At 72.6% G+C, this 21,473-nt stretch carries 18 protein-coding genes; 8 read left to right on the top strand and 10 right to left on the bottom strand.

Going from position 1 to position 21,473, the window contains the following annotated elements; all coding sequences use genetic code 11:
- Positions 1-587 precede the first annotated feature (587 nt).
- Positions 588-974 (top strand): cupin domain-containing protein, encoded by a 387-nt coding sequence (locus ACWCP2_RS15575; protein WP_450909092.1) that lies wholly within the window; start codon positions 588-590, stop codon positions 972-974.
- Here ACWCP2_RS15575 and ACWCP2_RS15570 read toward each other — a convergent pair.
- The 3 genes from ACWCP2_RS15570 to ACWCP2_RS15560 all read right to left on the bottom strand — a co-directional run bounded on the left by ACWCP2_RS15570 (position 968) and on the right by ACWCP2_RS15560 (position 3,961).
- Positions 968-2,272, bottom strand: coding sequence for an MFS transporter (locus ACWCP2_RS15570; RefSeq protein ID WP_450909091.1), 1,305 nt, complete (start codon positions 2,270-2,272; stop codon positions 968-970). The two genes, ACWCP2_RS15575 and ACWCP2_RS15570, sit on opposite strands and share 7 nt — an antisense overlap.
- Before the next feature lie 142 nt (positions 2,273-2,414).
- On the bottom strand, positions 2,415-2,984 hold the full coding sequence (locus ACWCP2_RS15565) for a methylated-DNA--[protein]-cysteine S-methyltransferase (RefSeq protein WP_450909090.1): 570 nt from the start codon (positions 2,982-2,984) through the stop codon (positions 2,415-2,417).
- Positions 2,985-3,076: 92 nt separating this feature from the next.
- A complete protein-coding gene (locus ACWCP2_RS15560; protein WP_450909089.1) occupies positions 3,077-3,961 on the bottom strand; it encodes a glycerophosphodiester phosphodiesterase in 885 nt (294 codons plus the stop codon).
- Positions 3,962-4,204: 243 nt separating this feature from the next.
- On the opposite strand from ACWCP2_RS15560, the gene uvrB reads away from it, so the two are divergent.
- The 5 genes from uvrB (at position 4,205) to ACWCP2_RS15535 (ending at position 11,681) form a co-directional block, all read left to right on the top strand.
- The gene (gene uvrB, locus ACWCP2_RS15555) at positions 4,205-6,364 is read left to right on the top strand and encodes an excinuclease ABC subunit UvrB (RefSeq protein WP_450909088.1); all 2,160 of its coding nucleotides are present in this window, start codon (positions 4,205-4,207) and stop codon (positions 6,362-6,364) included.
- Positions 6,365-6,450: 86 nt separating this feature from the next.
- A complete protein-coding gene (locus tag ACWCP2_RS15550) occupies positions 6,451-7,029 on the top strand; it encodes a TerD family protein (RefSeq protein ID WP_274552476.1) in 579 nt (192 codons plus the stop codon).
- Between the two features lie 121 nt (positions 7,030-7,150).
- A complete protein-coding gene (locus ACWCP2_RS15545; protein WP_450909087.1) occupies positions 7,151-9,085 on the top strand; it encodes a TerD family protein in 1,935 nt (644 codons plus the stop codon).
- A 280-nt stretch (positions 9,086-9,365) separates the two neighbouring features.
- Positions 9,366-10,361 carry a TerC family protein gene (locus tag ACWCP2_RS15540; RefSeq protein WP_450909086.1) on the top strand — a complete coding sequence of 332 codons (996 nt, stop codon included), beginning with the start codon at positions 9,366-9,368 and terminating at the stop codon, positions 10,359-10,361.
- Between the two features lie 96 nt (positions 10,362-10,457).
- Complete coding sequence (locus ACWCP2_RS15535; protein ID WP_450909085.1) at positions 10,458-11,681, top strand: serine hydrolase domain-containing protein; 1,224 nt, start codon at positions 10,458-10,460, stop codon at positions 11,679-11,681.
- Between the two features lie 25 nt (positions 11,682-11,706).
- On the opposite strand, the gene ACWCP2_RS15530 is transcribed toward ACWCP2_RS15535, so the two are convergent.
- The 3 genes from ACWCP2_RS15530 to ACWCP2_RS15520 all read right to left on the bottom strand — a co-directional run bounded on the left by ACWCP2_RS15530 (position 11,707) and on the right by ACWCP2_RS15520 (position 14,552).
- Positions 11,707-13,023 (bottom strand): MFS transporter, encoded by a 1,317-nt coding sequence (locus tag ACWCP2_RS15530; protein ID WP_450909101.1) that lies wholly within the window; start codon positions 13,021-13,023, stop codon positions 11,707-11,709.
- A gap of 173 nt (positions 13,024-13,196) precedes the next feature.
- On the bottom strand, positions 13,197-13,853 hold the full coding sequence (locus tag ACWCP2_RS15525) for an MBL fold metallo-hydrolase (RefSeq protein WP_450909084.1): 657 nt from the start codon (positions 13,851-13,853) through the stop codon (positions 13,197-13,199).
- A 9-nt stretch (positions 13,854-13,862) separates the two neighbouring features.
- Positions 13,863-14,552 carry a maleylpyruvate isomerase family mycothiol-dependent enzyme gene (locus tag ACWCP2_RS15520; protein ID WP_450909083.1) on the bottom strand — a complete coding sequence of 230 codons (690 nt, stop codon included), beginning with the start codon at positions 14,550-14,552 and terminating at the stop codon, positions 13,863-13,865.
- A gap of 187 nt (positions 14,553-14,739) precedes the next feature.
- Between ACWCP2_RS15520 and uvrA the strand changes: the two genes are divergently transcribed.
- Positions 14,740-17,766 (top strand): excinuclease ABC subunit UvrA, encoded by a 3,027-nt coding sequence (gene uvrA, locus ACWCP2_RS15515; protein ID WP_450909082.1) that lies wholly within the window; start codon positions 14,740-14,742, stop codon positions 17,764-17,766.
- A gap of 73 nt (positions 17,767-17,839) precedes the next feature.
- Here the strand turns inward: uvrA and ACWCP2_RS15510 are convergent, their stop codons facing one another.
- The 3 genes from ACWCP2_RS15510 to ACWCP2_RS15500 form a co-directional block, all read right to left on the bottom strand.
- The gene (locus tag ACWCP2_RS15510) at positions 17,840-18,580 is read right to left on the bottom strand and encodes a hypothetical protein (protein WP_450909081.1); all 741 of its coding nucleotides are present in this window, start codon (positions 18,578-18,580) and stop codon (positions 17,840-17,842) included.
- A gap of 95 nt (positions 18,581-18,675) precedes the next feature.
- A complete protein-coding gene (locus ACWCP2_RS15505) occupies positions 18,676-18,801 on the bottom strand; it encodes a hypothetical protein (protein ID WP_450909080.1) in 126 nt (41 codons plus the stop codon).
- A gap of 38 nt (positions 18,802-18,839) precedes the next feature.
- Complete coding sequence (locus tag ACWCP2_RS15500) at positions 18,840-19,802, bottom strand: carbohydrate kinase family protein (RefSeq protein WP_450909079.1); 963 nt, start codon at positions 19,800-19,802, stop codon at positions 18,840-18,842.
- 102 nt (positions 19,803-19,904) lie between these two features.
- On the opposite strand from ACWCP2_RS15500, the gene ACWCP2_RS15495 reads away from it, so the two are divergent.
- Positions 19,905-20,336, top strand: a complete 432-nt coding sequence (locus ACWCP2_RS15495) for a Rieske (2Fe-2S) protein (RefSeq protein WP_450909078.1) — start codon at positions 19,905-19,907, stop codon at positions 20,334-20,336.
- A 72-nt stretch (positions 20,337-20,408) separates the two neighbouring features.
- Here ACWCP2_RS15495 and ACWCP2_RS15490 read toward each other — a convergent pair whose 3' ends face one another.
- The gene (locus tag ACWCP2_RS15490) at positions 20,409-21,452 is read right to left on the bottom strand and encodes a hypothetical protein (RefSeq protein ID WP_450909077.1); all 1,044 of its coding nucleotides are present in this window, start codon (positions 21,450-21,452) and stop codon (positions 20,409-20,411) included.
- Positions 21,453-21,473: the final 21 nt, after the last annotated feature.

The raw sequence follows: 21,473 nt of genomic DNA, 5'->3' as shown, positions 1-21,473 counted from the left end.
CTGCGCCCGTGGTTCCGGGCTGCGCCCGCCCCCCGGGCTGCGCCCGTGGTTCCGGGCTGCGCCCGCCCCCCGGGCTGCGCCCGTGGTTCCGGGCTCAAGTGCCGGCGGGGCCGGATTCTGTCGTGCTGCGGCAAAACCAGCCCGCCCGGCGTTTGAGGGCACGGGCGCGGAGCGCACGTACGGGTCCGGGCGGAGCCCGGGGAACGGGGGAAGGGTGGGTAGGGGACCTCGCCCCGCAGGGCGCAACCAGCCGCACCCGCCCACCGGACCCCCGCCGGGACGGTGGTGGCCTCCGCCGGACGGGGCTTTTGGTGCAGCGGCCGGAAGGCGGGGGAGGGCCGCCAGGGCCGGTTCGTCAGAGGTGCCGGCGTGGCGGGGCGGCGGCGGGGAGGCCCGCCTGGGTCGGTCCGGCAGGGGTGCCGGCGTGGCGGGGCGGTTCGGCAGGGCCGAGTGGCGAGGGATTCGCGTTCAGGAGGTGCGCGTGGTGGAGGCGGGTCGCCGCTCGACAGGGTGGTGGGTGGGGCGGGCGCGCGGTGGACGGTCTGGTCGCCGCGGTGGGCCGGGCGGCCCGATTAGGCTCCCGGATCATGAGTACAAGTGATCATCACCGTGAGGCCCCCGGACCCGCCTCCTTCGCCGTTTCGCTTCCGGACGTCCCCGACTCCGAGCTCGAAGCGGACGAGCTCGACCCCGCGCAGATCGTCTCCGGGAACCCCGTCGTGACGGGCAAGGTGCTGTGGGAGGCGCCGGACGGCTCGCAGGTGCGCGGGATCTGGCAGATCACCCCGGGCGTAGTCACCGACACCGAGGCGAACGAGCTGTTCGTGGTGGTCAGCGGTCGCGCCACCATCGAGGTGGAGGGCGGCGAGACCCTGGAGGTCGGGCCCGGGTCCGCTTGCGTCCTCCGGGAGGGTGACAGGACCACCTGGACCGTCCACGAGACGCTCCGGAAGGCCTACCACATCAGCTACTGAGTGGTACCCGGGGTACCCGGCGAGTGCGCCGGGCGGCGCCGTGAGGTGAACAGCGCGAGCGCCGCCATCGGCAGGAGCAGGGCCGCGGCCGCCGCGTTGAGCCAGCCGTAGCCCGCCTGGGACATGACCAGCCCGGCGGCGGCGCCGCCGACGCCGGCGGCCGTGTTCATGGTGAGGTCGCCCAGACCCTGTACGGCGGCCCGCGCGGCCTGCGGCACGGAGTCGGTCAGCAGCGCCGAGCCGGACACCATGCCGGCGGACCAGCCCAGGCCGAGCAGGAAGAGTCCGGCGGCGCTCTGGGTGTGGTTCCCGTCGGCCGTGCCGGCGAGCAGTGCGGCGACGGACAGCAGCCCGGCGGCGAGCCCGATCACGGACAGCCGGCCGATCCGGTCCGCGAGCCATCCCATCACCGGCGAGAAGCCGAACATGCCGGCGATGTGCCCGCTGATGACCAGTCCGATGAGCTGGAGCCCGGCTCCGTGGTGTCCGAGGTCGACCGGGGTCATCACCATGATCGAGACCATGGCGGTGTGCGAGACCGCGATGGTGAGCAGCGCGAGCCGGGCCCGGGGGGAGGCCTTGACGGCCGCGAACCCGGCGCGCAGGGAACGCCCGGCGCGGGTCTGGTCCCCGGACGGGGCGAGCGCGCGGGCCGTGAGGAGGGGATCCGGGCGCAGGAGTACGCCGATCAGTGTGGCGGTGAGCAGGAAGACGGCGCCGGCCCAAATGAAGGGCCCCGCCGTCGGGGGTATGGAGGTGCCCTCGAAGCTGCGGCTGGCCGGTGCGGAGAGGTTGGGGCCGAGCACGGCGCCGATGGTGGACGCCCAGACGACGACGGAGATCGCCCGGGCCCGGTGGTCGGGCTCGGCGAGGTCGGCGGCGGCGAAGCGGGCCTGGAGGTTGGCCGAGGAGGCGGCTCCGAAGGCGGCCATGCCGATCATCAGCAGCGGGAAGCTCTTGACCGAGGCGGCGAGGACGACGAGGGCGGCCCCGGCCGCGCCGATCACGTAGGCGAGGACCAGACCGGGTCGGCGGCCGCGCGCGGTCATCAGCGCGGCGAGCGGCAGGGAGACGGCCGCGGTGCCGATCACGGAGGCGGTCGAGGCGAAACCGGAGAGCGACTCCGTGCCGCTGACCTCGGTGGCCAGGACCGGGGCCAGGGCGATGCTGATGGGCACGCCGATCCCGCCCAGCACCTGGCCGGCGATCAGAACCCCGGAGGTGCGCCGCCGCAGCCGCGGCAGGTCGGCGGCGGTGACGGCGGCGGCGGACCGGTCGGTGCCGGGCGCGGTGCTCACGCGGTACACCTCCGGCACGGGTGCGGAAGGGCTGCGGGCGCGGCGCAAGGTGTGGTCACCGCCGCAGTTTCGCACTCCTGCGCGGGCGGGCGGAACAGGGATTGCGGGAGCGCGGGGAGCACCGGGAGCACGGCCGGGCGCCTCAGAACAGCGGCTCGGGCAGGACGCCCTCCAGGGCGAGGAGGCGGCGCTTGGTCTCCACGCCGCCGCCGAAGCCGCCGATGCCCCCGTCGTTCTCCACGACCCGGTGGCAGGCCACCACCAGCGGCAGCGGGTTCGAGCCCATGGCGTTGCCGACGGCCTGGGCCGCCCCCGGGGCTCCGGCCCGGGCGGCGAGTTCGCCGTACCCCACGACCGCCCCGTAGGGCACGGTGCGGTCCAGTTCCAGGAGGACCTGCCGGTTGAAGCCGGAGCTGAGCCGCCAGTCCAGCGGCAGGTCGAAGCGGCGCAGCGTCCCGGCGAAGTAGGCCTTCAGCTGGCGTATCGGCTCGGCCAGCAGGACCTCTTCGCCCGGCGGCGGGCGCCGGGCGTCGGCGCCGAGCCGGGAGACCAGCGCGCCGATCAGCCGCGCGGCCCGGTCCGGTCCGGCGTGGAACTCGACCTTGACCAGGCCCTCGGGGGTGGCGGCGAGGAGCAGCGGCCCGATGCCGGTGTCGCCGGTGTCGACGACGGTCCATTCGAGGTGCGGCCCGCGGGGCTCAGGAGTGTCCACCTCCTCACCGTACGACGCGCCGGTGACAGCGCCGCCCGTCAGCCGCGCGTCAGCCGCGCGTCAGCCGCCCGTCGGCAGCCGTCAGCCGCCCGTCAGTAGCCGCCGACCGCTTCCCGTACGACGTCGGGCCTGTCGGTGATGATCCCGTCCACGCCCATGTCCTGGACCTTCAGGGCGGTCGCGGCGTCGTCCACGATCCAGGTGTCCACCTCCAGGGCCTTGCCGTGGGGGCCGTGCAGCTGGTGCACCGCGGAGACCCAGTCGCCGTCGATGGTGGTGTACCAGGGGTTGATCCGGTCGGCGAACGCGGCGTACCGCGGCAGGTCGGCGAGGGCCGGGGTGCCGAGGAAGGCCGTGTACAGGTCGGGGCGCAGCTCGTGCACGGTGCGCACCGAGGCGGCGCTGAAGCTCTGGACGACCAGCCGGCGGGCCACGTGGTTCTCCTCGAGCCAGCCGGTCGCGGCCAGCACGTCCAGGGTCTGCTGCTCGATCCCCGGGTAGAGCTCCGGCTTCTTGATCTCCAGGAGCAGCCGCTGCTGGTTGCGCTGGACCCGGTTCATGTACTGCCGCAGGGTCGGTACGCGGGCGCCCGCGAACTCCTGTCCGAACCAGCTCCCCGCGTCCAGCCGGGCGATCTCCGCCGCGGTGAAGTCCTTGACCCGCCAGGGCGCCCGGTCGGGGAACACCTGCTCGACGTCGGTCGTCCGGGTCAGGGTGTCGTCGTGGATGACGACGAGCTCCCCGTCCCTGGTGCGCTGGACGTCGTTCTCCACCCAGGCGAAGCCCATCTCCATGGCGAGGTCGATCGACTCCAGGGTGTTCTCCGGGGCGTAGGCCGAAGCCCCCCGGTGGGCGTACACGATCGGGTTGGACAGCCAGTCCGGACCGGGTGCGGCCGAGGCGGAGCCCGTACCGCACACGGTCAGGGCGAGTCCCAGGAAGGCGGCGGTGGCCGCGGCGGCGGATCGGACGTACATGCGCGTTCTCCTCGGGTCATGGGCCCTGCTCCCGCCGTCAAACGGGCGCGGAGCGGCATTCGTTGCGGCGGGGCACTGGCGGCGGTGCGTTTCCGACGCGCTTTCAGGGAGAGCCGCGTACGGCGATCATGGGGTTGGCGATCACCGGGCCGCCACCGAACTACGACAAACGGACCAGGCGCGCACGACTCCTCCCGGGGCGGGCGGGCCCCGAGTGTCAGTGGGTGGTCGTACGGTTGACCCATGCGGCCCGTATCGAAGATCGAACGCACGGTGGCGCCTTTCGAGGTCGTCAGTTCCTACACGCCCAGCGGTGACCAGCCGACGGCCATCGCCGAGCTGGAGAAGCGCATCCGTGCAGGTGAGAAGGATGTCGTGCTGCTCGGCGCGACCGGAACCGGCAAGTCGGCGACGACCGCCTGGATGATCGAGAAGCTCCAGCGGCCCACCCTGGTGATGGCGCCGAACAAGACGCTCGCCGCCCAGCTGGCGAACGAGTTCCGCGAGCTCCTGCCGAACAACGCGGTCGAGTACTTCGTCTCGTACTACGACTACTACCAGCCCGAGGCGTACGTACCGCAGTCGGACACCTACATCGAGAAGGACTCCTCGATCAACGAGGAGGTGGAGCGGCTGCGCCACTCCGCGACCAATTCCCTCCTCACCCGGCGCGACGTCATCGTCGTCGCCTCCGTGTCCTGCATCTACGGCCTCGGCACCCCGCAGGAGTACGTGGACCGGATGGTCCCCCTCAAGGTGGGCGAGGAGATGGACCGGGACCAGCTCCTGCGCCGCTTCGTCGACATCCAGTACACCCGCAACGACGTGGCCTTCACCCGCGGCACCTTCCGGGTGCGCGGCGACACCATCGAGATCTTCCCGGTCTACGAGGAACTGGCCGTCCGCATCGAGATGTTCGGCGACGAGATCGAGGCCCTGTCGACCCTGCACCCGCTGACCGGCGAGGTGATCAGCGAGGACCGCGAGCTGTACGTCTTCCCCGCGAGCCACTACGTCGCCGGCCCCGAGCGCATGGAGAAGGCGGTGCGCGGCATCGAGGCCGAGCTCGCCGAGCGCCTCGCCGAGCTGGAGAAGCAGGGCAAGATGCTGGAGGCGCAGCGCCTGCGCATGCGCACCACCTACGACCTGGAGATGATGCGCCAGATCGGCTCCTGCTCCGGCATCGAGAACTACTCGCTGCACATGGACGACCGCGAGCGCGGCTCCGCCCCGAACACCCTCATCGACTACTTCCCCGAGGACTTCCTCCTCGTCATCGACGAATCGCACGTCACGGTGCCCCAGATCGGCGCGATGTACGAGGGCGACGCCTCCCGCAAGCGGACCCTGGTCGACCACGGCTTCCGGCTCCCCTCCGCCCTGGACAACCGGCCGCTGAAGTGGGAGGAGTTCCAGGAGCGGATCGGTCAGACCGTCTACCTGTCGGCCACCCCGGGCAAGTACGAGCTCTCGCGCGGCGACGGCTTCGTCGAGCAGATCATCCGCCCGACCGGTCTCATCGACCCGGAGGTCGTGGTCAAGCCCACCGAGGGCCAGATCGACGACCTGGTGCACGAGATCCGCCAGCGGGTGGAGAAGGACGAGCGGGTCCTGGTCACCACCCTCACCAAGAAAATGGCCGAGGACCTCACCGACTACTTCCTGGAGCTCGGCATCCAGGTCCGCTACCTGCACAGCGACGTGGACACCCTGCGCCGCATCGAGCTGCTGCGCGAGCTGCGGGCCGGCGAGTACGACGTCCTGGTCGGCATCAACCTGCTCCGCGAGGGGCTCGACCTGCCCGAGGTCTCGCTGGTGGCCATCCTGGACGCCGACAAGCAGGGCTTCCTGCGCTCGGGGACCTCGCTGATCCAGACCATCGGACGCGCGGCGCGCAACGTCTCCGGCCAGGTCCACATGTACGCGGACAGCATCACCCCGGCGATGGCCCAGGCGATCGACGAGACGAACCGCCGCCGCGAGAAGCAGGTCGCCTACAACACGGCCCACGGGATCGACCCGCAGCCGCTGCGCAAGAAGATCAACGACATCGTGGCCACGATCGCCCGCGAGGAACTCGACACCGAGGAGCTGCTCGGCACCGGCTACCGGCAGACCAAGGACGGCAAGGCCCTCAAGGCGCCCGTCCCGGCGCTCGGCGGCAAGGCGGCGCAGGCCACGGCGGGCGGCAAGGCCGGGGCGAAGGGCGCCAAGGGGGCCAAGGGGCCCGTGGCGGCCACCGACCGTCCCGCCGCCGAACTGGCCGCGCTCATCGAGCAGATGACCGAGCGGATGCGGGGCGCGGCCGCGGAGCTGCAGTTCGAGGTCGCGGCCCGGATCCGGGACGAGGTCGGCGAGCTGAAGAAGGAGCTGCGACAGATGAAGGAAGCGGGCCTCGCCTGACCCGGAGGCGGTCAGTAGGGTTGGCACAGCCGCAGGCACATGCTGCGCACCCCCATCGGGGGAGGGCTATGGAGAGGGGACAGCGCGTGACGGTCAACATGACCAAGGGTCAGGCCATCAGTCTGCAGAAGGCGGACGGAGGCACGCTGACCGCGGTCCGGATGGGCCTCGGCTGGCAGGCGGCCAAGCGCCGGGGGCTGTTCGGCTCGCGGACCCGGGAGATCGACCTCGACGCGTCGGCGGTGCTCTTCGCCGACAAGCAGCCCGTGGACGTCGTCTTCTTCCGGCACCTGCAGAGCGACGACGGCTCGGTCAAGCACACCGGTGACAACCTCGTCGGCGGCGTCGGCCAGGGCGGGGACGACGAGTCGATCCTCGTCGACCTGCAGCGCGTGCCGGTGCACATCGACCAGATCGTCTTCACGGTGAACTCCTTCACCGGCCAGACGTTCCAGGAGGTGGAGAACGCCTTCTGCCGCATCGTCGACGAGACCAACGGCCAGGAGCTGGCCCGCTACACGCTGGACGGTGGCGGCCAGTACACCGCTCAGATCATGGCGAAGGTGTCGCGCGTCGGCGGCGGCTGGCAGATGACGGCCCTCGGGAACCCGGCCAACGGCCGCACCTTCCAGGACCTGATGCCGGCGATCCTGCCGCACCTGTAAGCAGGACCGGCAGCACGCGGAACAGCAGAACAGCAGAACAGCGGAACAGCAGTACGGCACAGCAGGGCCGGGCACGATCGAGGGCCCGGCGGAAAACCGGGTACGGGGGAGGGGCTGCACGATGACGGCCGAACTGGTCCGGGGGCAGAACCACCCCCTGTCCCGGAGCCGGGTGGAGATCAGGGTCTCGGCGGGCACGCCCGTGCTCGCCCTGGCCCACCTCGGCGACGACACGGGCCGGCTCGCCGGCCCCGGGGCGGTCGCCCACCCGGGCGCCCGCACCCTTCCCGGGCTGGAAGTGCCCGGGGAGGCCTCCGGGCAGCACCGCATAGCGGTCGACCTCGACGCGGTGGCTCCGGCCGTCCACCGGGTCGGCCTCGTCCTGGTCCTGCCGCCCGGCGGGCCGGGCACCTTCGGCGCGGTCCCCGCCTCCTACGTGTCCGTGGCCGACCCGGAGGGCGCGGAGCTCGCCGGGTACACGCTGACCGGACTGGAGTCGGAGACCGCCGTCGTGGCCCTGGAGCTGTACCGCCGCCAGGGCGCCTGGAAGGTGCGCGCCGTCGGCCAGGGGTACGCCGCCGGCCTCGGCGCGCTCCTGACCGACGCGGGTCTGCCCGCGCCGACCGCCGTGCTGCTGGCCGACGCCGTGCTCGGGACACCGCTGCCGGCCGGTGACATCACCCTGGCCGTGATGCCCACCCCGTCCGCGCCGACCCTGCCGCACGGGCTCCGGGGCCCGGCTCCGGCCGCCGTCCCGCAGGACGCGCCGCCCGCACCCACGCCCCCGCCGCCGCCCCCGGAGCCGGCTGCGGACACCGCCGGCGGTCCGCCCACGATCAGCTACGCCCACCCGCGCCGCCGCACCAGCACCGAGCCGCCCGAGCCCGCGCCGCGCCCGGCCGAGCCGCCGCGGCCCGGCGAGGCGCCCCGCCCCGTCGCCGGGGACGCGAGCGGCTGGTCCATGGAGGAGCGGCTCTACAACCAGGTCTGGGGCATGTTCGAGGACCTGGCCCGCGCCGTCGCCGCCTACCGCGGCGCCGTCGAGTTCGCCGACTCCCGGATGGACCGCGAGCTCGGCGAGGCGCTGTCCGACCCGCGCCACCGGCTCGGCGGCTCCGGCAACGCCGCCCGGGACACCGCCCGGGCCCGCCGCGAGGAACTGGTCGCGCGGGCGCAGGAGGTCCTCGACCGGGACCTGGTCCAGCTCACCGCCGAGTCCGAGGTGGTCGAGCCCGCGCTGCCCGCCGCGTACGCGCGCTGGGACAACCCGGTCTGGCAGGCGCACACCGTGCCCGTCGAGGCCCCCCTCGCCCTGCGCCTGGGCGACCTCCACCTGCCCGAGCGGCCCGGCCTGCGCATCCCGATGCTCGTCCGGGTCCCGCCGGAGCGCGGCCTGTGGATCGACAACGGCCGCACCGGCTCCGAGGCGGCCATGGCGATGGACACCGACCGGCTGCGCCGGGCCGCCATGGACATGGCCGTCGCCCACGCGGCGCGGATGCTGGCCGTCCACCCCGCCGGCCGGTTCGCCGTCCACGTCATCGACGCGGCCGGGGCCGGAGCCGGTTCGCTGGCCCCGCTGGTGCGCGCCGGAGTGCTGGCCGGGCCGCCGGCGGCCGGGGCCGCGGGGGTCACCGAGACCCTGGAGCGGCTGACCCGCCGGGTGGACCTCGTACAGATGGCGGTGCGGGCCGGAGCTCCGGAGGACCTGCCGCCGGATGTGGACACCGCCGACCAGCTGCTGATCGTGCACGACTTCCCGCACGGGTTCGACGACCGCGCCGTCACCCGTCTGCGCTATCTCGCCGACGAGGGCCCGGCGGTCGGCGTGCACCTCCTGATGGTCGCGGACCGTGACGAGGCCTCGGCCTACGGGCCGCTGCTGGATCCGTTGTGGCGCTCGCTGATGCGGCTGTCGCCCGTCCCGGACAACCACCTCGCCGACCCCTGGGTCCACCACGCCTGGACCTTCGAGCCGGACCTGCCGCCGCAGCGCAGCCGGGTCCTGGAACAGGCGCTGGAGCGGGTCGCGGCGGCCCGGGGCGGCGCGCGGTAGCGGTCGCCGGGCGGTCCGCCGCCCGGCCTCGACCACCCGCCTCGATGACCGGCCGCTGACCAGTTCTTGGTCTTCCCTTTACCTTGGGCGCCTCTGGCGGGTACGCTGCTGAGTGCGGAGGGGAGTATTCCTGCTTTCCTGCTACGGCGTGCCCGTCAATACGGACTGCAATCGGTCCCGGGGCGCCGGCCCGTGGCCTCCTGGCCGTCCGGGTGGAAGAGACCTCCGGCAGCGATGACGCTGACAAAGTGCTGAGCCATCTGCCGGAGGCGTGTTCACAGTGGACGTTTCTTTGACCATCTGGGTGCTGACCATTCTCGGTCTGGGCATCCTCATCGGCGCCGATTTCTTCATCGGCCGCAAACCGCACGACGTTTCCATGAAGGAAGCGGGCATCTGGACGGTCGTCTGGATCGTCCTCGCGGTGCTCTTCGGCATCGGCCTGCTGGTGCTCGGGCAGGGGCAGGCCTCGCAGGAGTTCTTCGCCGGCTTCATCACCGAGAAGTCGCTGAGCGTGGACAACCTCTTCGTCTTCGTCCTGATCATGGCGAAGTTCGCCGTCCCCTCGCAGCTCCAGCAGCGCGTCCTGCTGATCGGCGTACTGATCGCCCTGGTCCTGCGCGCCATCTTCATCGCCGCGGGCGCCGCGATCATCACCAACTTCTCGTGGGTCTTCTACATCTTCGGCGCGTTCCTCATCTACACCGCGTGGAAGCTGATCCAGGAAGCCCGCAAGGACGAAGAGGACGAGGAGTTCGAGGAGAACCGTCTCCTGAAGTCCATCGAGAAGAAGTTCGGCGTCGCCGACCGCTACCACGGCACCAAGCTCTTCATCCGGAACAACGGCAAGCGCGTCCTGACCCCCCTGATGGTCGTCATGCTCGCCATCGGCACCACCGACGTGCTGTTCGCCCTGGACTCGATCCCCGCGATCTTCGGCCTCACCCAGGACCCGTACATCGTCTTCACCGCGAACGCCTTCGCACTGATGGGTCTGCGCCAGCTGTACTTCCTCATCGGCGGACTGCTCAAGAAGCTGGTCCACCTCAGCTACGGCCTCTCCGTCATCCTCGGCTTCATCGGCATCAAGCTCGTGCTGCACGCCCTGCACGAGTCGGGCCTGCACGTCCCGCAGATCTCCATCCCGGTCTCCCTCGGCGTCATCTGCGGCGTCCTGGTGATCACCACGATCACCAGCCTCATCGCCTCGAAGAAGCAGGCGGAGGCCGAGGCCGCCGAGGCCGCCGAGGGCGGTCCGGAGCGCATCGACGCCTGACCCGGTGCCACCCCGGTCGCCGCCGCGCGACCGGGGTGGTGCGGGCCTAGGCTGGTGGGACGTTGCCCTCGTCGTCGTACGACAGGAGGCCGACCCATGAGGCCGACCCGCATCAGGATGCGCAGGGCCTGTACGGCGATCGCCGCCGCCGGCCTGCTCATCGTCCCGGCCGTCGCGGGCTCCGCGTACGGGGCGACCGTCCCGGCCCCGTCCGTGTCCGCCGCCCCGTCCCCAGGTGGCGATACGGAGTTCCCGCAGCTCACCCCGGCCGTTGCGGCCCGACTGGACGCGGCGGTCCGTCAGGTCATGGACCTGACGAAGGTGCCGGGCGCGACCGTGGGGCTGTGGGCCCCCGGCAAGGGCAGCTACGTGAAGTCCTTCGGCGTGGCCGACAAGGCGACCGGCGCACCCATGACGCCCGATCTCGGGGTGCGCATCGGCAGCGAGACCAAGACGTTCACGGTCACCGCCCTCCTCCAGCTCGTGGACCAGGGCAAACTCGCCCTGGACGACCCGATCGGCAGGTACATCAGCGGTGTCCCCAACGGGGACCGCATCACCCTGCGCGAACTCGCGGGCATGCGCAGCGGGCTCTACAACTACAGCGAGGACCCGGGCTTCGCCAAGGAGCTCAACGGCACCTCCACTTTCACCCCGCAGCAGCTGCTCGACATCTCCTTCAAGCACCCGGTGAACTTCCAGCCGGGCGCGAAGTTCGAGTACTCCAACACCAATCTGATCCTGCTCGGCCTGCTGGTGGAGAAGATCACCGGCCGGCCGCTCCAGGAGGTCATCGCGCAGGACGTCGTGAAGCCCGCGGGGCTGAGCGGGCGCACCGTCCTCGCGACGGGGACGACGTTCCCCGAGCCGCACGCGAACGGCTACACCAACGATCTGCCCGGCGGCACGATCGTGGACGCGACGGACTTCGACCCGTCCTGGGCCTGGGCGGCCGGCGCGATGGCCTCCGACCTCCAGGACCTGCGCAGCTGGGCCAAGACCCTGGCCACCGGAACCCTCCTGACCCCCGCGACGCAGGCCGAGCGGCTGAAGACCCAGCCGATCGGCATCATCCCCGGCGACGGCTACGGGCTCGGCATCTTCAACGTCCAGGGCTGGCTCGGCCACAACGGCTCGCTGCCCGGATACGAGACGCTGACCGTCTACCTGCCGCAGGAGCAGGCGACCCTGGTCATCCTGCTCACCACCGACGACCTGTACAAGGGCCAGGAGCCCAGCACCCTCTTCGGCGAGGCGGTCACCCGCATCGTGACCCCCGGCCACCTGTACCCGGGCCACAAGCCGGTGGAGGCCAAGTAGCGGCCGGCGGGCGGGACTGGCGGGACTACACGGGGGCGGCCGCGTCGGCCGCCCCCTTCTCCGCGTCCGCGTACCCGCCCGTCCGCTGCCGTACGACCGCGGGATTGGTCTCCGGCAGCAGCGCGAAGCAGGCCAGCGAGACCAGGGCGATCGCCGTCAGGTACACGGCGACGGCCCACGGCGGGCCGGAGCCGTCCGCCAGCGCCGTCGCCACGATCGGGGTCAGCGCACCGCCCAGCACCCCGCCGAGGTTGTAGCCGACGGCCGCGCCCGTGCAGCGGATCCGCGGGGCGTACAGCTCGGGCAGGTACGCGCCCACCACCGCGAACATCGTCACCATGCCGAGCAGGGCGCCGAAGAGGCCCACGGTCATCAGCAGCGGCTGCGCGGTGCGCAGCAGCGCCACGAAGGGGAACATCCACAGCGCGGACGCCGCGCAGCCCGCCAGGCACAGCGGGCGCCGGCCGTGGCGGTCGCCGAGCACCGCGATCACCGGGGTGGCCGCCCCCTTGAGGGCGACGGCCACCATGATGCAGGCCAGCATGACCGAGCGGTGCACGCCGAGGTGTTCGGTGGCGTACGCGAGGGACCAGGTGGTGACCGCGTAGAAGACGGCGTAGCCCACGGCCAGCGCCCCGCCGGTCAGCAGGAGCAGGCGCCAGTGGCCCCGCAGGACCTCGGCCAGCGGGGCGTCGGCCCGGCGGCCGGTCTCGGTCAGGGCGCGGAACTGCGGGGTCTCCTCCACGGAGCGGCGCAGCCACAGCCCGCTCAGGGCGAGCAGCCCCGCCACCCAGAACGGCACCCGCCAGCCCCAGGCGGCGAACTGCCCGTCGGACAGCGTGCTCGACAGGGTCAGCATCAGGCCGTTGGCCAGCAGGAACCCCACCGCCGGACCCATCTGCGGGAAGCTCGACCACAGTCCGCGCCGCCCTTCGGGAGCGTGCTCCGAGGTCAGCAGCACCGCGCCGCCCCACTCCCCGCCGAGGCCGAGGCCCTGGAGGAAGCGCAGCAGGACCAGGAGGACCGGCGCGGCCGTCCCGATGGAGGCGTACGAGGGCACGCAGCCCACCGCCACCGTGGCCAGGCCGGTGAGCAGCAGGGAGGCGAGCAGCACCGGGCGGCGGCCGTACCGGTCGCCGATGTGGCCGAAGAGCGCGGAGCCGAGGGGCCGGGCGAGGAACCCGACGCCGAAGGTGCCGAAGGCGGCGAGGGTGCCGGCGAGCGGGGAGAAGGAGGGGAAGAAGAGCGGGCCGAGCACCAGGGCGGCGGCGGTGCCGTAGACGAAGAAGTCGTAGAACTCGATGGCGGTGCCGACGAGGGAGGCCGCGGCGAGCCGGAGCATCGAGGGGGAGGCGGCGGGGGAGGCAGCGGAGGAGGGAGAGGGGGTGGGGGAGGGGGAGGGGTCGTGTTGCATGGTGCAGCAATTACCCCGCCCCGCCCCCTCAGGACGTGCGTTCGGTCAGCATTGACCGGAAGGAAGTGCGGTCCGGCGCGCGGTTGACGCGCCGGACCGGTTCACCAGCCGCGCTCGCGCCATTCGGCCAGGTGGGGACGCTCGGCGCCGAGCGTGGTGTCGTTGCCGTGGCCGGGGTAGACCCAGGTCTCGTCCGGCAGCCGGTCGAAGAGCTGGCGCTCCACGTCGTCGACGAGCTGGACGAAGGCCTTCGGGTCGCCCCAGGTGTTGCCGACGCCGCCCGGGAAGAGGCAGTCGCCGGTGAACACGTGCGGGTGGCCGTGCGGGTCGTCGTAGACCAGCGCGATGGAGCCGGGGGTGTGGCCGACCAGGTGGCGGGCGGTCAGCGTGACCCGGCCGACCGTGATCGTGTCCCCGTCCTCGACGAGCACGTCGGTGGTGACCGGGATGCCCTCCGCGTCGTGGGCGCCCGCGTACGTCCGTGCGCCGGTCGCCCCGACCACCTCCGCCAGCGCGCCCCAGTGGTCGCCGTGCCGGTGGGTGGTGACCACGGAAGCGATGCCGCCGTCGCCGATCAGGTTGAGCAGGGTCTCCGGCTCCGCGGCCGCGTCGATGAGCAGCTGCTCGTCGGTGGCCCGGCAGCGCAGCAGGTAGGCGTTGTTGTTCATGCCGCCCACCGCGACTTTGGAAATCATCAGGTCCGAGAGTTCGTGCACGTCGGCCGGACCGCCGACCTTGACCGCTCCGCTGTACGTCATGGACCGATCCTAGAGCGGAGGGAGGGCCGGCAGGGGGCCGCCCTCGGTGGTCAGGGAGGCGCCCTTGTCCCCGCGGCCGGCGAGCCAGCCCAGGAGCGAGGCGGCGGAGCCGGTGACGGCGACGGCCGGGTCGCCGGCGGAGCCGGTCAGCCACTGGCGCCCGTCGGTGGCGGACAGGACGGTCGGCGGCACCTCCGGGCGGCCCGACCAGCGCTCCGCGAGGAACTCGATCTCCCGGCCGGTGAACTCCTCGGAGAGGTCGGAGAGCGCGTAGCCGATGTTCAGGTCGACGTGGTGCAGCTCGACCTCGATCAGGCGCCGGAAGGGCACGCGGGCCGCCGCGTCGGTGACGCCGTTGCGCAGTTCCACGGTGCGGGTCCAGTCCTGCGGGCGCTCGGCGACGGCGAACCAGCGGTCCGCGGAATTCCGGACGTCCTCGAGCTGTTCCAGCAGAGGACGCCCCGCATCACGCTCGATGTCGGACTCCCGGGAGGTGGCGCTCTCGTACATCGGGCGGCCCTCGAACACCTCGACCAGGGCGTCCGCGTTCCGGGCGAGGTGCGCCAGGACGTGGCCGCGGGTCCAGCCGGGGAGCAGTGACTCTTCGGCGAGCTTCGCGTTGTCCAGCTTCGCTACCGCGGTCAGCAGCCGGTCGGTGGCCTCATGAACGGATCGCAGGTCGTGCGCATGATCAATCATGCGGCCGAGCCTAGTGGCCGGAGGGCTCCCGATACACGATCGGGTGAAGAGGGCTGCGGAGTGCCGGAAATCGAATGCACGTGCTATACGCTCGGAGTCCAGTCTCCCACTCCACCGCAGAGGCGCCCCCCAATACCCTGGGACGGGGGCCAGTGCCCCCGCTCTCTCAAGAAAGGTGCGGACCGGCGTGACCGACCGTCTCATCGTTCGTGGCGCTCGCGAGCACAACCTCAAGAACGTTTCTCTTGACCTGCCGCGCGACTCGCTCATCGTCTTCACCGGACTCTCCGGGTCGGGCAAGTCCTCCCTGGCCTTCGACACGATCTTCGCCGAGGGCCAGCGCCGCTACGTCGAGTCGCTGTCCTCGTACGCCCGCCAGTTCCTCGGGCAGATGGACAAGCCCGACGTCGACTTCATCGAGGGCCTCTCCCCGGCCGTCTCCATCGACCAGAAGTCCACCTCGCGCAACCCCCGCTCCACCGTCGGCACCATCACCGAGGTCTACGACTACCTCCGCCTGCTCTTCGCGCGCATCGGCAAGCCCCACTGCCCCGAGTGCTCCCGGCCGATCTCGCGGCAGTCGCCGCAGGCGATCGTCGACAAGGTGCTCGGGCTGCCCGAGGGAAGCCGCTTCCAGGTGCTGTCGCCTCTGGTGCGCGAACGCAAGGGGGAGTTCGTCGACCTCTTCGCCGACCTCCAGACCAAGGGCTACAGCCGCGCCCGGGTGGACGGGGAGACGATCCAGCTCTCCGAGCCGCCCACGCTGAAGAAGCAGGAGAAGCACACCATCGAGGTGGTCATCGACCGCCTCACCGTCAAGGACAGCGCCAAGCGCCGGCTGACGGACTCCGTGGAGACGGCCCTCGGGCTGTCGGGCGGCATGGTGATCCTGGACTTCGTCGACCTCGCCGAGGACGACCCCGAGCGCGAGCGGATGTACTCCGAGCACCTCTACTGCCCGTACGACGACCTCTCCTTCGAGGAGCTGGAGCCGCGCTCCTTCTCCTTCAACTCGCCCTTCGGCGCCTGCCCCGAGTGCACCGGCATCGGTACGCGCATGGAGGTGGACCCGGAACTGATCGTCCCGGACGAGGACAAGTCCCTGGACGAGGGCGCGGTTTCCCCGTGGTCGCTCGGCCACACCAAGGACTACTTCCAGCGGCTGATCGGCGCGCTCGCGGGCGAGCTCGGCTTCCGCACGGACATCCCCTGGGCCGGGCTGCCGCTGCGGGCGAAGAAGGCCCTGCTGTACGGCCACAAGACCCAGATCGAGGTCCGCTACCGCAACCGGTACGGGCGCGAGCGGGCCTACACCACGGCCTTCGAGGGCGCGGTGCCGTTCGTGAAGCGGCGCCACTCGGAATCCGAGAGCGACGCCAGCCGCGAGCGCTTCGAGGGCTACATGCGCGAGGTGCCCTGCCCCACCTGCCAGGGCACCCGGCTCAAGCCGATCGTGCTCGCGGTGACGGTCATGGACCGCTCGATCGCCGATGTCGCCGCGATGTCGATCAGCGAGTGCGCGGACTTCCTCGGGCGCCTCAAGCTCGACGCCCGCGACAAGAAGATCGCCGAGCGGGTCCTCAAGGAGGTCAACGAGCGGCTGCGCTTCCTCGTCGACGTCGGCCTGGACTACCTCTCGCTCAACCGCGCCGCCGGCACCCTCTCGGGCGGCGAGGCCCAGCGCATCCGCCTCGCCACGCAGATCGGCTCCGGCCTGGTGGGCGTGCTGTACGTGCTGGACGAGCCCTCCATCGGCCTGCACCAGCGGGACAACCACCGGCTGATCGAGACCCTGGTGCGGCTGCGGGACATGGGCAACACGCTCATCGTCGTCGAGCACGACGAGGACACGATCAAGGTGGCCGACTGGGTCGTCGACATCGGCCCCGGCGCCGGTGAGCACGGCGGCAAGGTCGTGCACAGCGGCTCGCTGAAGGAGCTGCTGAAGAACCCCGAGTCGATCACCGGTCAGTACCTGTCCGGCAAGCGGTCCATCCCGCTCCCGGACGTACGCCGTCCCGTGGACCCCTCGCGCAGGCTCACGGTCCACGGCGCCAAGGAGAACAACCTGCGGGACATCGACGTGTCCTTCCCGCTGGGCGTGCTCACGGCGGTGACGGGCGTCTCGGGCTCCGGCAAGTCGACGCTGGTCAACGACATCCTGTATACGCACCTCGCCCGCGAGCTCAACGGCGCGCGTTCGGTGCCGGGACGGCACACGCGGGTGGACGGCGACGACCTCGTCGACAAGGTCGTGCACGTGGACCAGTCGCCGATCGGCCGGACCCCGCGGTCCAACCCGGCCACGTACACCGGTGTCTTCGACCACGTCCGCAAGCTCTTCGCGGAGACGATGGAGGCGAAGGTGCGCGGCTATCTGCCGGGCCGCTTCTCCTTCAACGTGAAGGGCGGCCGGTGCGAGAACTGCTCCGGCGACGGCACGATCAAGATCGAGATGAACTTCCTGCCGGACGTGTACGTCCCGTGCGAGGTCTGCCACGGCGACCGGTACAACCGGGAGACGCTGGAGGTCCACTACAAGGGCAAGTCCATCGCCGAGGTCCTGAACATGCCGATCGAGGAGGCCGCCGGCTTCTTCGAGGCCGTTCCGACGATCTCGCGGCACCTGAAGACGCTGAACGAGGTGGGGCTCGGGTACGTCCGCCTCGGCCAGTCGGCGCCGACCCTGTCGGGCGGCGAGGCGCAGCGCGTGAAGCTGGCCTCCGAGCTCCAGAAGCGGTCGACGGGGCGGACGGTGTACGTCCTGGACGAGCCGACGACGGGTCTGCACTTCGAGGACATCTCGAAGCTGATCAAGGTGCTGTCGGGGCTGGTCGACAAGGGCAACACGGTGATCGTCATCGAGCACAACCTCGATGTCGTCAAGACCGCGGACTGGGTCGTGGACATGGGCCCCGAGGGCGGTTACGGCGGCGGCCTCGTCGTCGCCGAGGGCACGCCCGAGCAGGTCGCCTCGGTGGGCGCGAGCCACACGGGCAAGTTCCTGCGGGACATCCTGGGCGCGGACCGGATCCTGGAGGCCGACGCCCCGGCGGCGGCTTCCGCGAAGCCGGCGAAGAAGACGGCCGCGCGCAAGAAGGCGGCGGCCCCGGCGGCGAAGACGGCGGCGGCAAAGACGGCGGCAAAGCCGGCGGCGGCGAAGAAGGCGGCTGCCCCGGCCGCGAAGAAGGCCACCCGGGCGCGCAAGGCGTAGCCCTGCGAAGGAGGCGCCGGTCCCACGGTCGGGAGCGGCGCCTCCTTCCGGGTTTCTGCCGGCCTCCGGTCTCCTACTGGCTGGGGGCGCCGCCGATGAGGTAGTCCACCCGGCGCCGCAGGCCGTTCCAGCGCCGGTCGTGGTGGTAGGCCCGTGTGAGGGACCGGGCCCGGGCCCTGGCCCGGCCGCGGTAGAGGCGCCGGGCCCACGGGGACGCCGGGCGTGCCAGCCGTACGGCGGCGACCATCGCGATGAGGGGAACGACCGCGCCGAGAACGGCCATCCGGGGTTTCCCCTTGAACAGGGCCACGACCGCGAACAGCAGGTTCGCCACCACCGTGGCGACGGCCGTCAGCCGGTTGCGCTCCTCGTCGGGCGTCAGCCCGTCCACCCCCAGTGGAAGGAACCCGCAGAGGAGCAGCGACGCCAGCGCCGCCGTCATGATCACGACCTCGATGCTGATCGTGCCCTGCTTGGTCCAGTAGACGTCGCTCAGGTGCAGGATCAGCGCGAACTCGTCCAGGACCAGCCCCGTCCCCATCCCGAACAGCACCGCCGCCACCGCGGCCCCCCACCCCGACCGGCCGGCCCCCGCGATGCCCGTGAAACCGCCGACGGTCATCAGGATCACTCCCGGGACCGCGTGGTGGACGTGCAGTCCGCCCGGGGTGACGTTGCGGAACGGCCCCTTGCCCGCGCGGATCATCCGGGTGATGACCCGGGTCACGGCGAAGGAGAGGACGAACGCCGACAGCGCGAGGAGCAGCGGCAGCTTCCCCGGCTCCAGGACGTTGCGGTACCACCAGTGCCCCATGCCGTCACCCTCCCGGGCAGGGGCGTCCCCCGCACGACGGGGACCACCGTTCGGGGCGGGTCCCGGTCGTGGCGGCGCGGGCCCCGGCGGGGTCGTCAGGCGGCGACGCCGATGGGGTGGCCCGGCGCCGTCGGGTCGGACAGGGCGGCCAGGAGGGCGTCCGCGGCGTCCGCGCGGGCGATCCGTCCTGCGGTGACAGCGGGCCCAGCGGTGCGGCGCACGGTCGGGCCCGTCGAGGAGTTCGCCCCCGCCGTGGCCTCTACGGTGTGGGCCGCCCGGCGCTGAGCTCGGCGGCGTAAGGAGGCTCCGCGCCCGCCCGGGTGCAGGTCAGCGCCGCCGCCGCGGCGGCGTAGGACAGCACCCCGGGCCAGTCCACCGGCCCCGGGCCGCCCGCGCCCGGGCCTCCGGCGCCGCCCGCGCCCGGGCCTCCGGCGCCGCCCGCGCCCGGGCCTCCGGCGCCGCCCGCGAGCCGGTGCAGCAGGGCCGCGTTCACGGTGTCGCCCGCGCCGATGGTGTCCACCACCGCGACCCGGCGGGCCGCCACCGAGTGCTCCGCGCCCTCCCGGGTCCACACCGTGAGGCCGCCCGCGCCCCGGGTGAGCACCACCGCCGACGGGCCCGCCGCCAGCCAGTCCCCGGGGCGGCCGCCCAGCCACGCCGCGTCCTCCTCCGACAGCTTGAGCACGCCGACGTACGGCAGCCAGGACAGGAAGCGGGCCCGGTAGGCCGCCGGATCGGAGATCAGCGCCGGGCGGATGTTGGGGTCGAGCAGGGTCAGCAGCCCGCGCCCGGACTCCCTGCGCAGCAGGGCCTCGTAGGCGCTCGCCCCGGGCTCCAGCACCAGGGAACAGGTGCCGAGCGCGAGGGCCCGTACCCCCTCCGGGAGCGCGGGCGGCAGCCGGAACAGCCGGTCGGCCGTGCCCTCGACGTAGAACCCGTACGCCGCCGAGCCGTCCGGTGCCAGCGAGGGCACCGCCAGCGTCGTCGGCTCCGGCCCGCGCTGGACCAGCGAGAGGTCCACCCCGGCCGCGCGCAGCCCGTCGAGCAGCGAGACCCCGAAGCCGTCCGTCGAGATCCGGGAGCAGAAGGCGACCGGGGCGCCGAGCCGGCCCAGCGCGAGCGCGGTGTTGTACGGTCCGCCGCCGGGCCGCGGCAGCAGGGCGCCCGGCGGCTGTGCGACGGGCACCAGGTCGATCAGGGCTTCTCCACCGACGACGATCACGCGGGGGAAGCTACCCCATCGGGCGCGGGTATCGTCGGGTGGGCCCGCCAGGGCCCGGGGGGCAGAATCCGGCCCGCCGCATCCTCACTCCAGGAGCACCGCATGTCCGCCTCGCAGCCCGCTGCCCGCCGTACCGTCCTCAAGGGCGCCGCCGCGATCGCCGGAGCCGTCGGCGGCGGTGCCGCGCTCACCGCCTGCTCCACCGGGACCAACAGCGGCTCCGGCTCCCCGGCGGTCCCCGCCCAGCCCGTCGAACTGGGTGCGGCGGCCGAGGTCCCGGTCGGCGGCGCGAAGCTGTTCCGGGAGCAGAAGCTCGTGGTCAGCTGCGCGGAGGCCGGCCAGTACAAGGCCTTCAGCGCCCAGTGCACGCACGCCGGCTGCGTCCTGGACAAGATTGCCGAAGGGGAGGGCAACTGCCCCTGCCACGGCAGCCGCTTCGACGTGACCACGGGCAAGGTGCTGCGCGGCCCGGCCGCCGAGCCGCTGCCGGAGGTCCCGGTCAAGGTCCAGGACGGCAAGCTCGTCGCGGGCTGAGGGGCTGAGGGGCTAACGGGCTAACGGGCTAAGGGGCTGAGAGGCTGACGGCCTGGAGCGCCGCACCGGCGCTCACTCCCAGTCCCACCCGATCCCCAGGATCCCGCGCCGCACCCCCTGCTCCACCAGGTGCACGGCCCGGTGCGGCCCGCTCGGGTTCAGGTCCACGAGCCGCCCGCGCGGGGCGTCCGGCCCGCTGCGCGTGAAGCGGCGGCAGCGCACCGGCAGCGCGGCCTCGTCGAAGCGGACCTGGAGCACGTACTGCCCGCCGGTGTAGCTGAAGCCGCGCACGTACTCGGTGCTGCGCCCGGCCGTGCCGTCCTCGAAGCCGTAGCCGAAGACGTAGGTGTCCCCGGCGCGCAGCCGGGCGTCGAAGAGCAGCTCGGCGACGACCAGCTCGGATGCGGGGTGGCGGCGGATCCGCCCGGTCCGGCAGTTCTCGTCGGCCCGGACCCGGATCCGCTGCGGATCGCAGCCCGGGTCGCCGTGGTGCACCGCGACGTACCGGTCGACCCCGTCGCGGTGGGCCCGTACGACGTGCTGCGATTCGCGGCCGAGCAGTTCCCCGGCGGGCCCGATCCACACCCGCTCGTGGTGGCCGACGGTGTGCAGGCCGCCGTCCACCGGCAGTTCCATGCCGGCCAGCAGCCCCTCCACGGTGGCGCCCACGCTGAACAGCGCCCGGTACGAACGCGCCGGCGGCCGGGCCGTGCCCGGGGCGGCGGGATCCGGCGCGGCCAGCAGCCGCAGCAGGGCGCCCCCGGGCAGTTCCAGGATCTGCTCCAGGGCCCGTACGGCCTTCAGCGACTCGGGGCGGCCCGGCCGCCGGGCCCCCTGCTGCCAGTAACTGAGGCTGGTCACCCCGAGCTTGATGCCCCGGGCGGCGAGCCGGTGCTGCACCCGGTGCAGGGGCAGGCCGCGGGCGGCGAGGGCGGCGCGGAGCGCGAGGTGGAAGGGGCCGTCCCGCAGCAGGTGCGGCAGGTCCAGGGCGCCGTCCGTGCGGGCACGGTCCGGAGGGGGGCCGCCCGAAGGGACTCCGTCACGGGGGACGCCGTCCGGCGGCGCGGCGCCCGGCGCGGCGCTGTCCGAGAAGGTGCCGTTCGGGCTCGATGGCATGGCGGCTCCTCCTGTGAACGT

The organism is Streptomyces sp. NPDC002104 (assembly GCF_053593795.1).
Note: the sequence above shows the minus strand (reverse complement) of the source record. Positions and strands in the feature narration are given on the sequence as shown.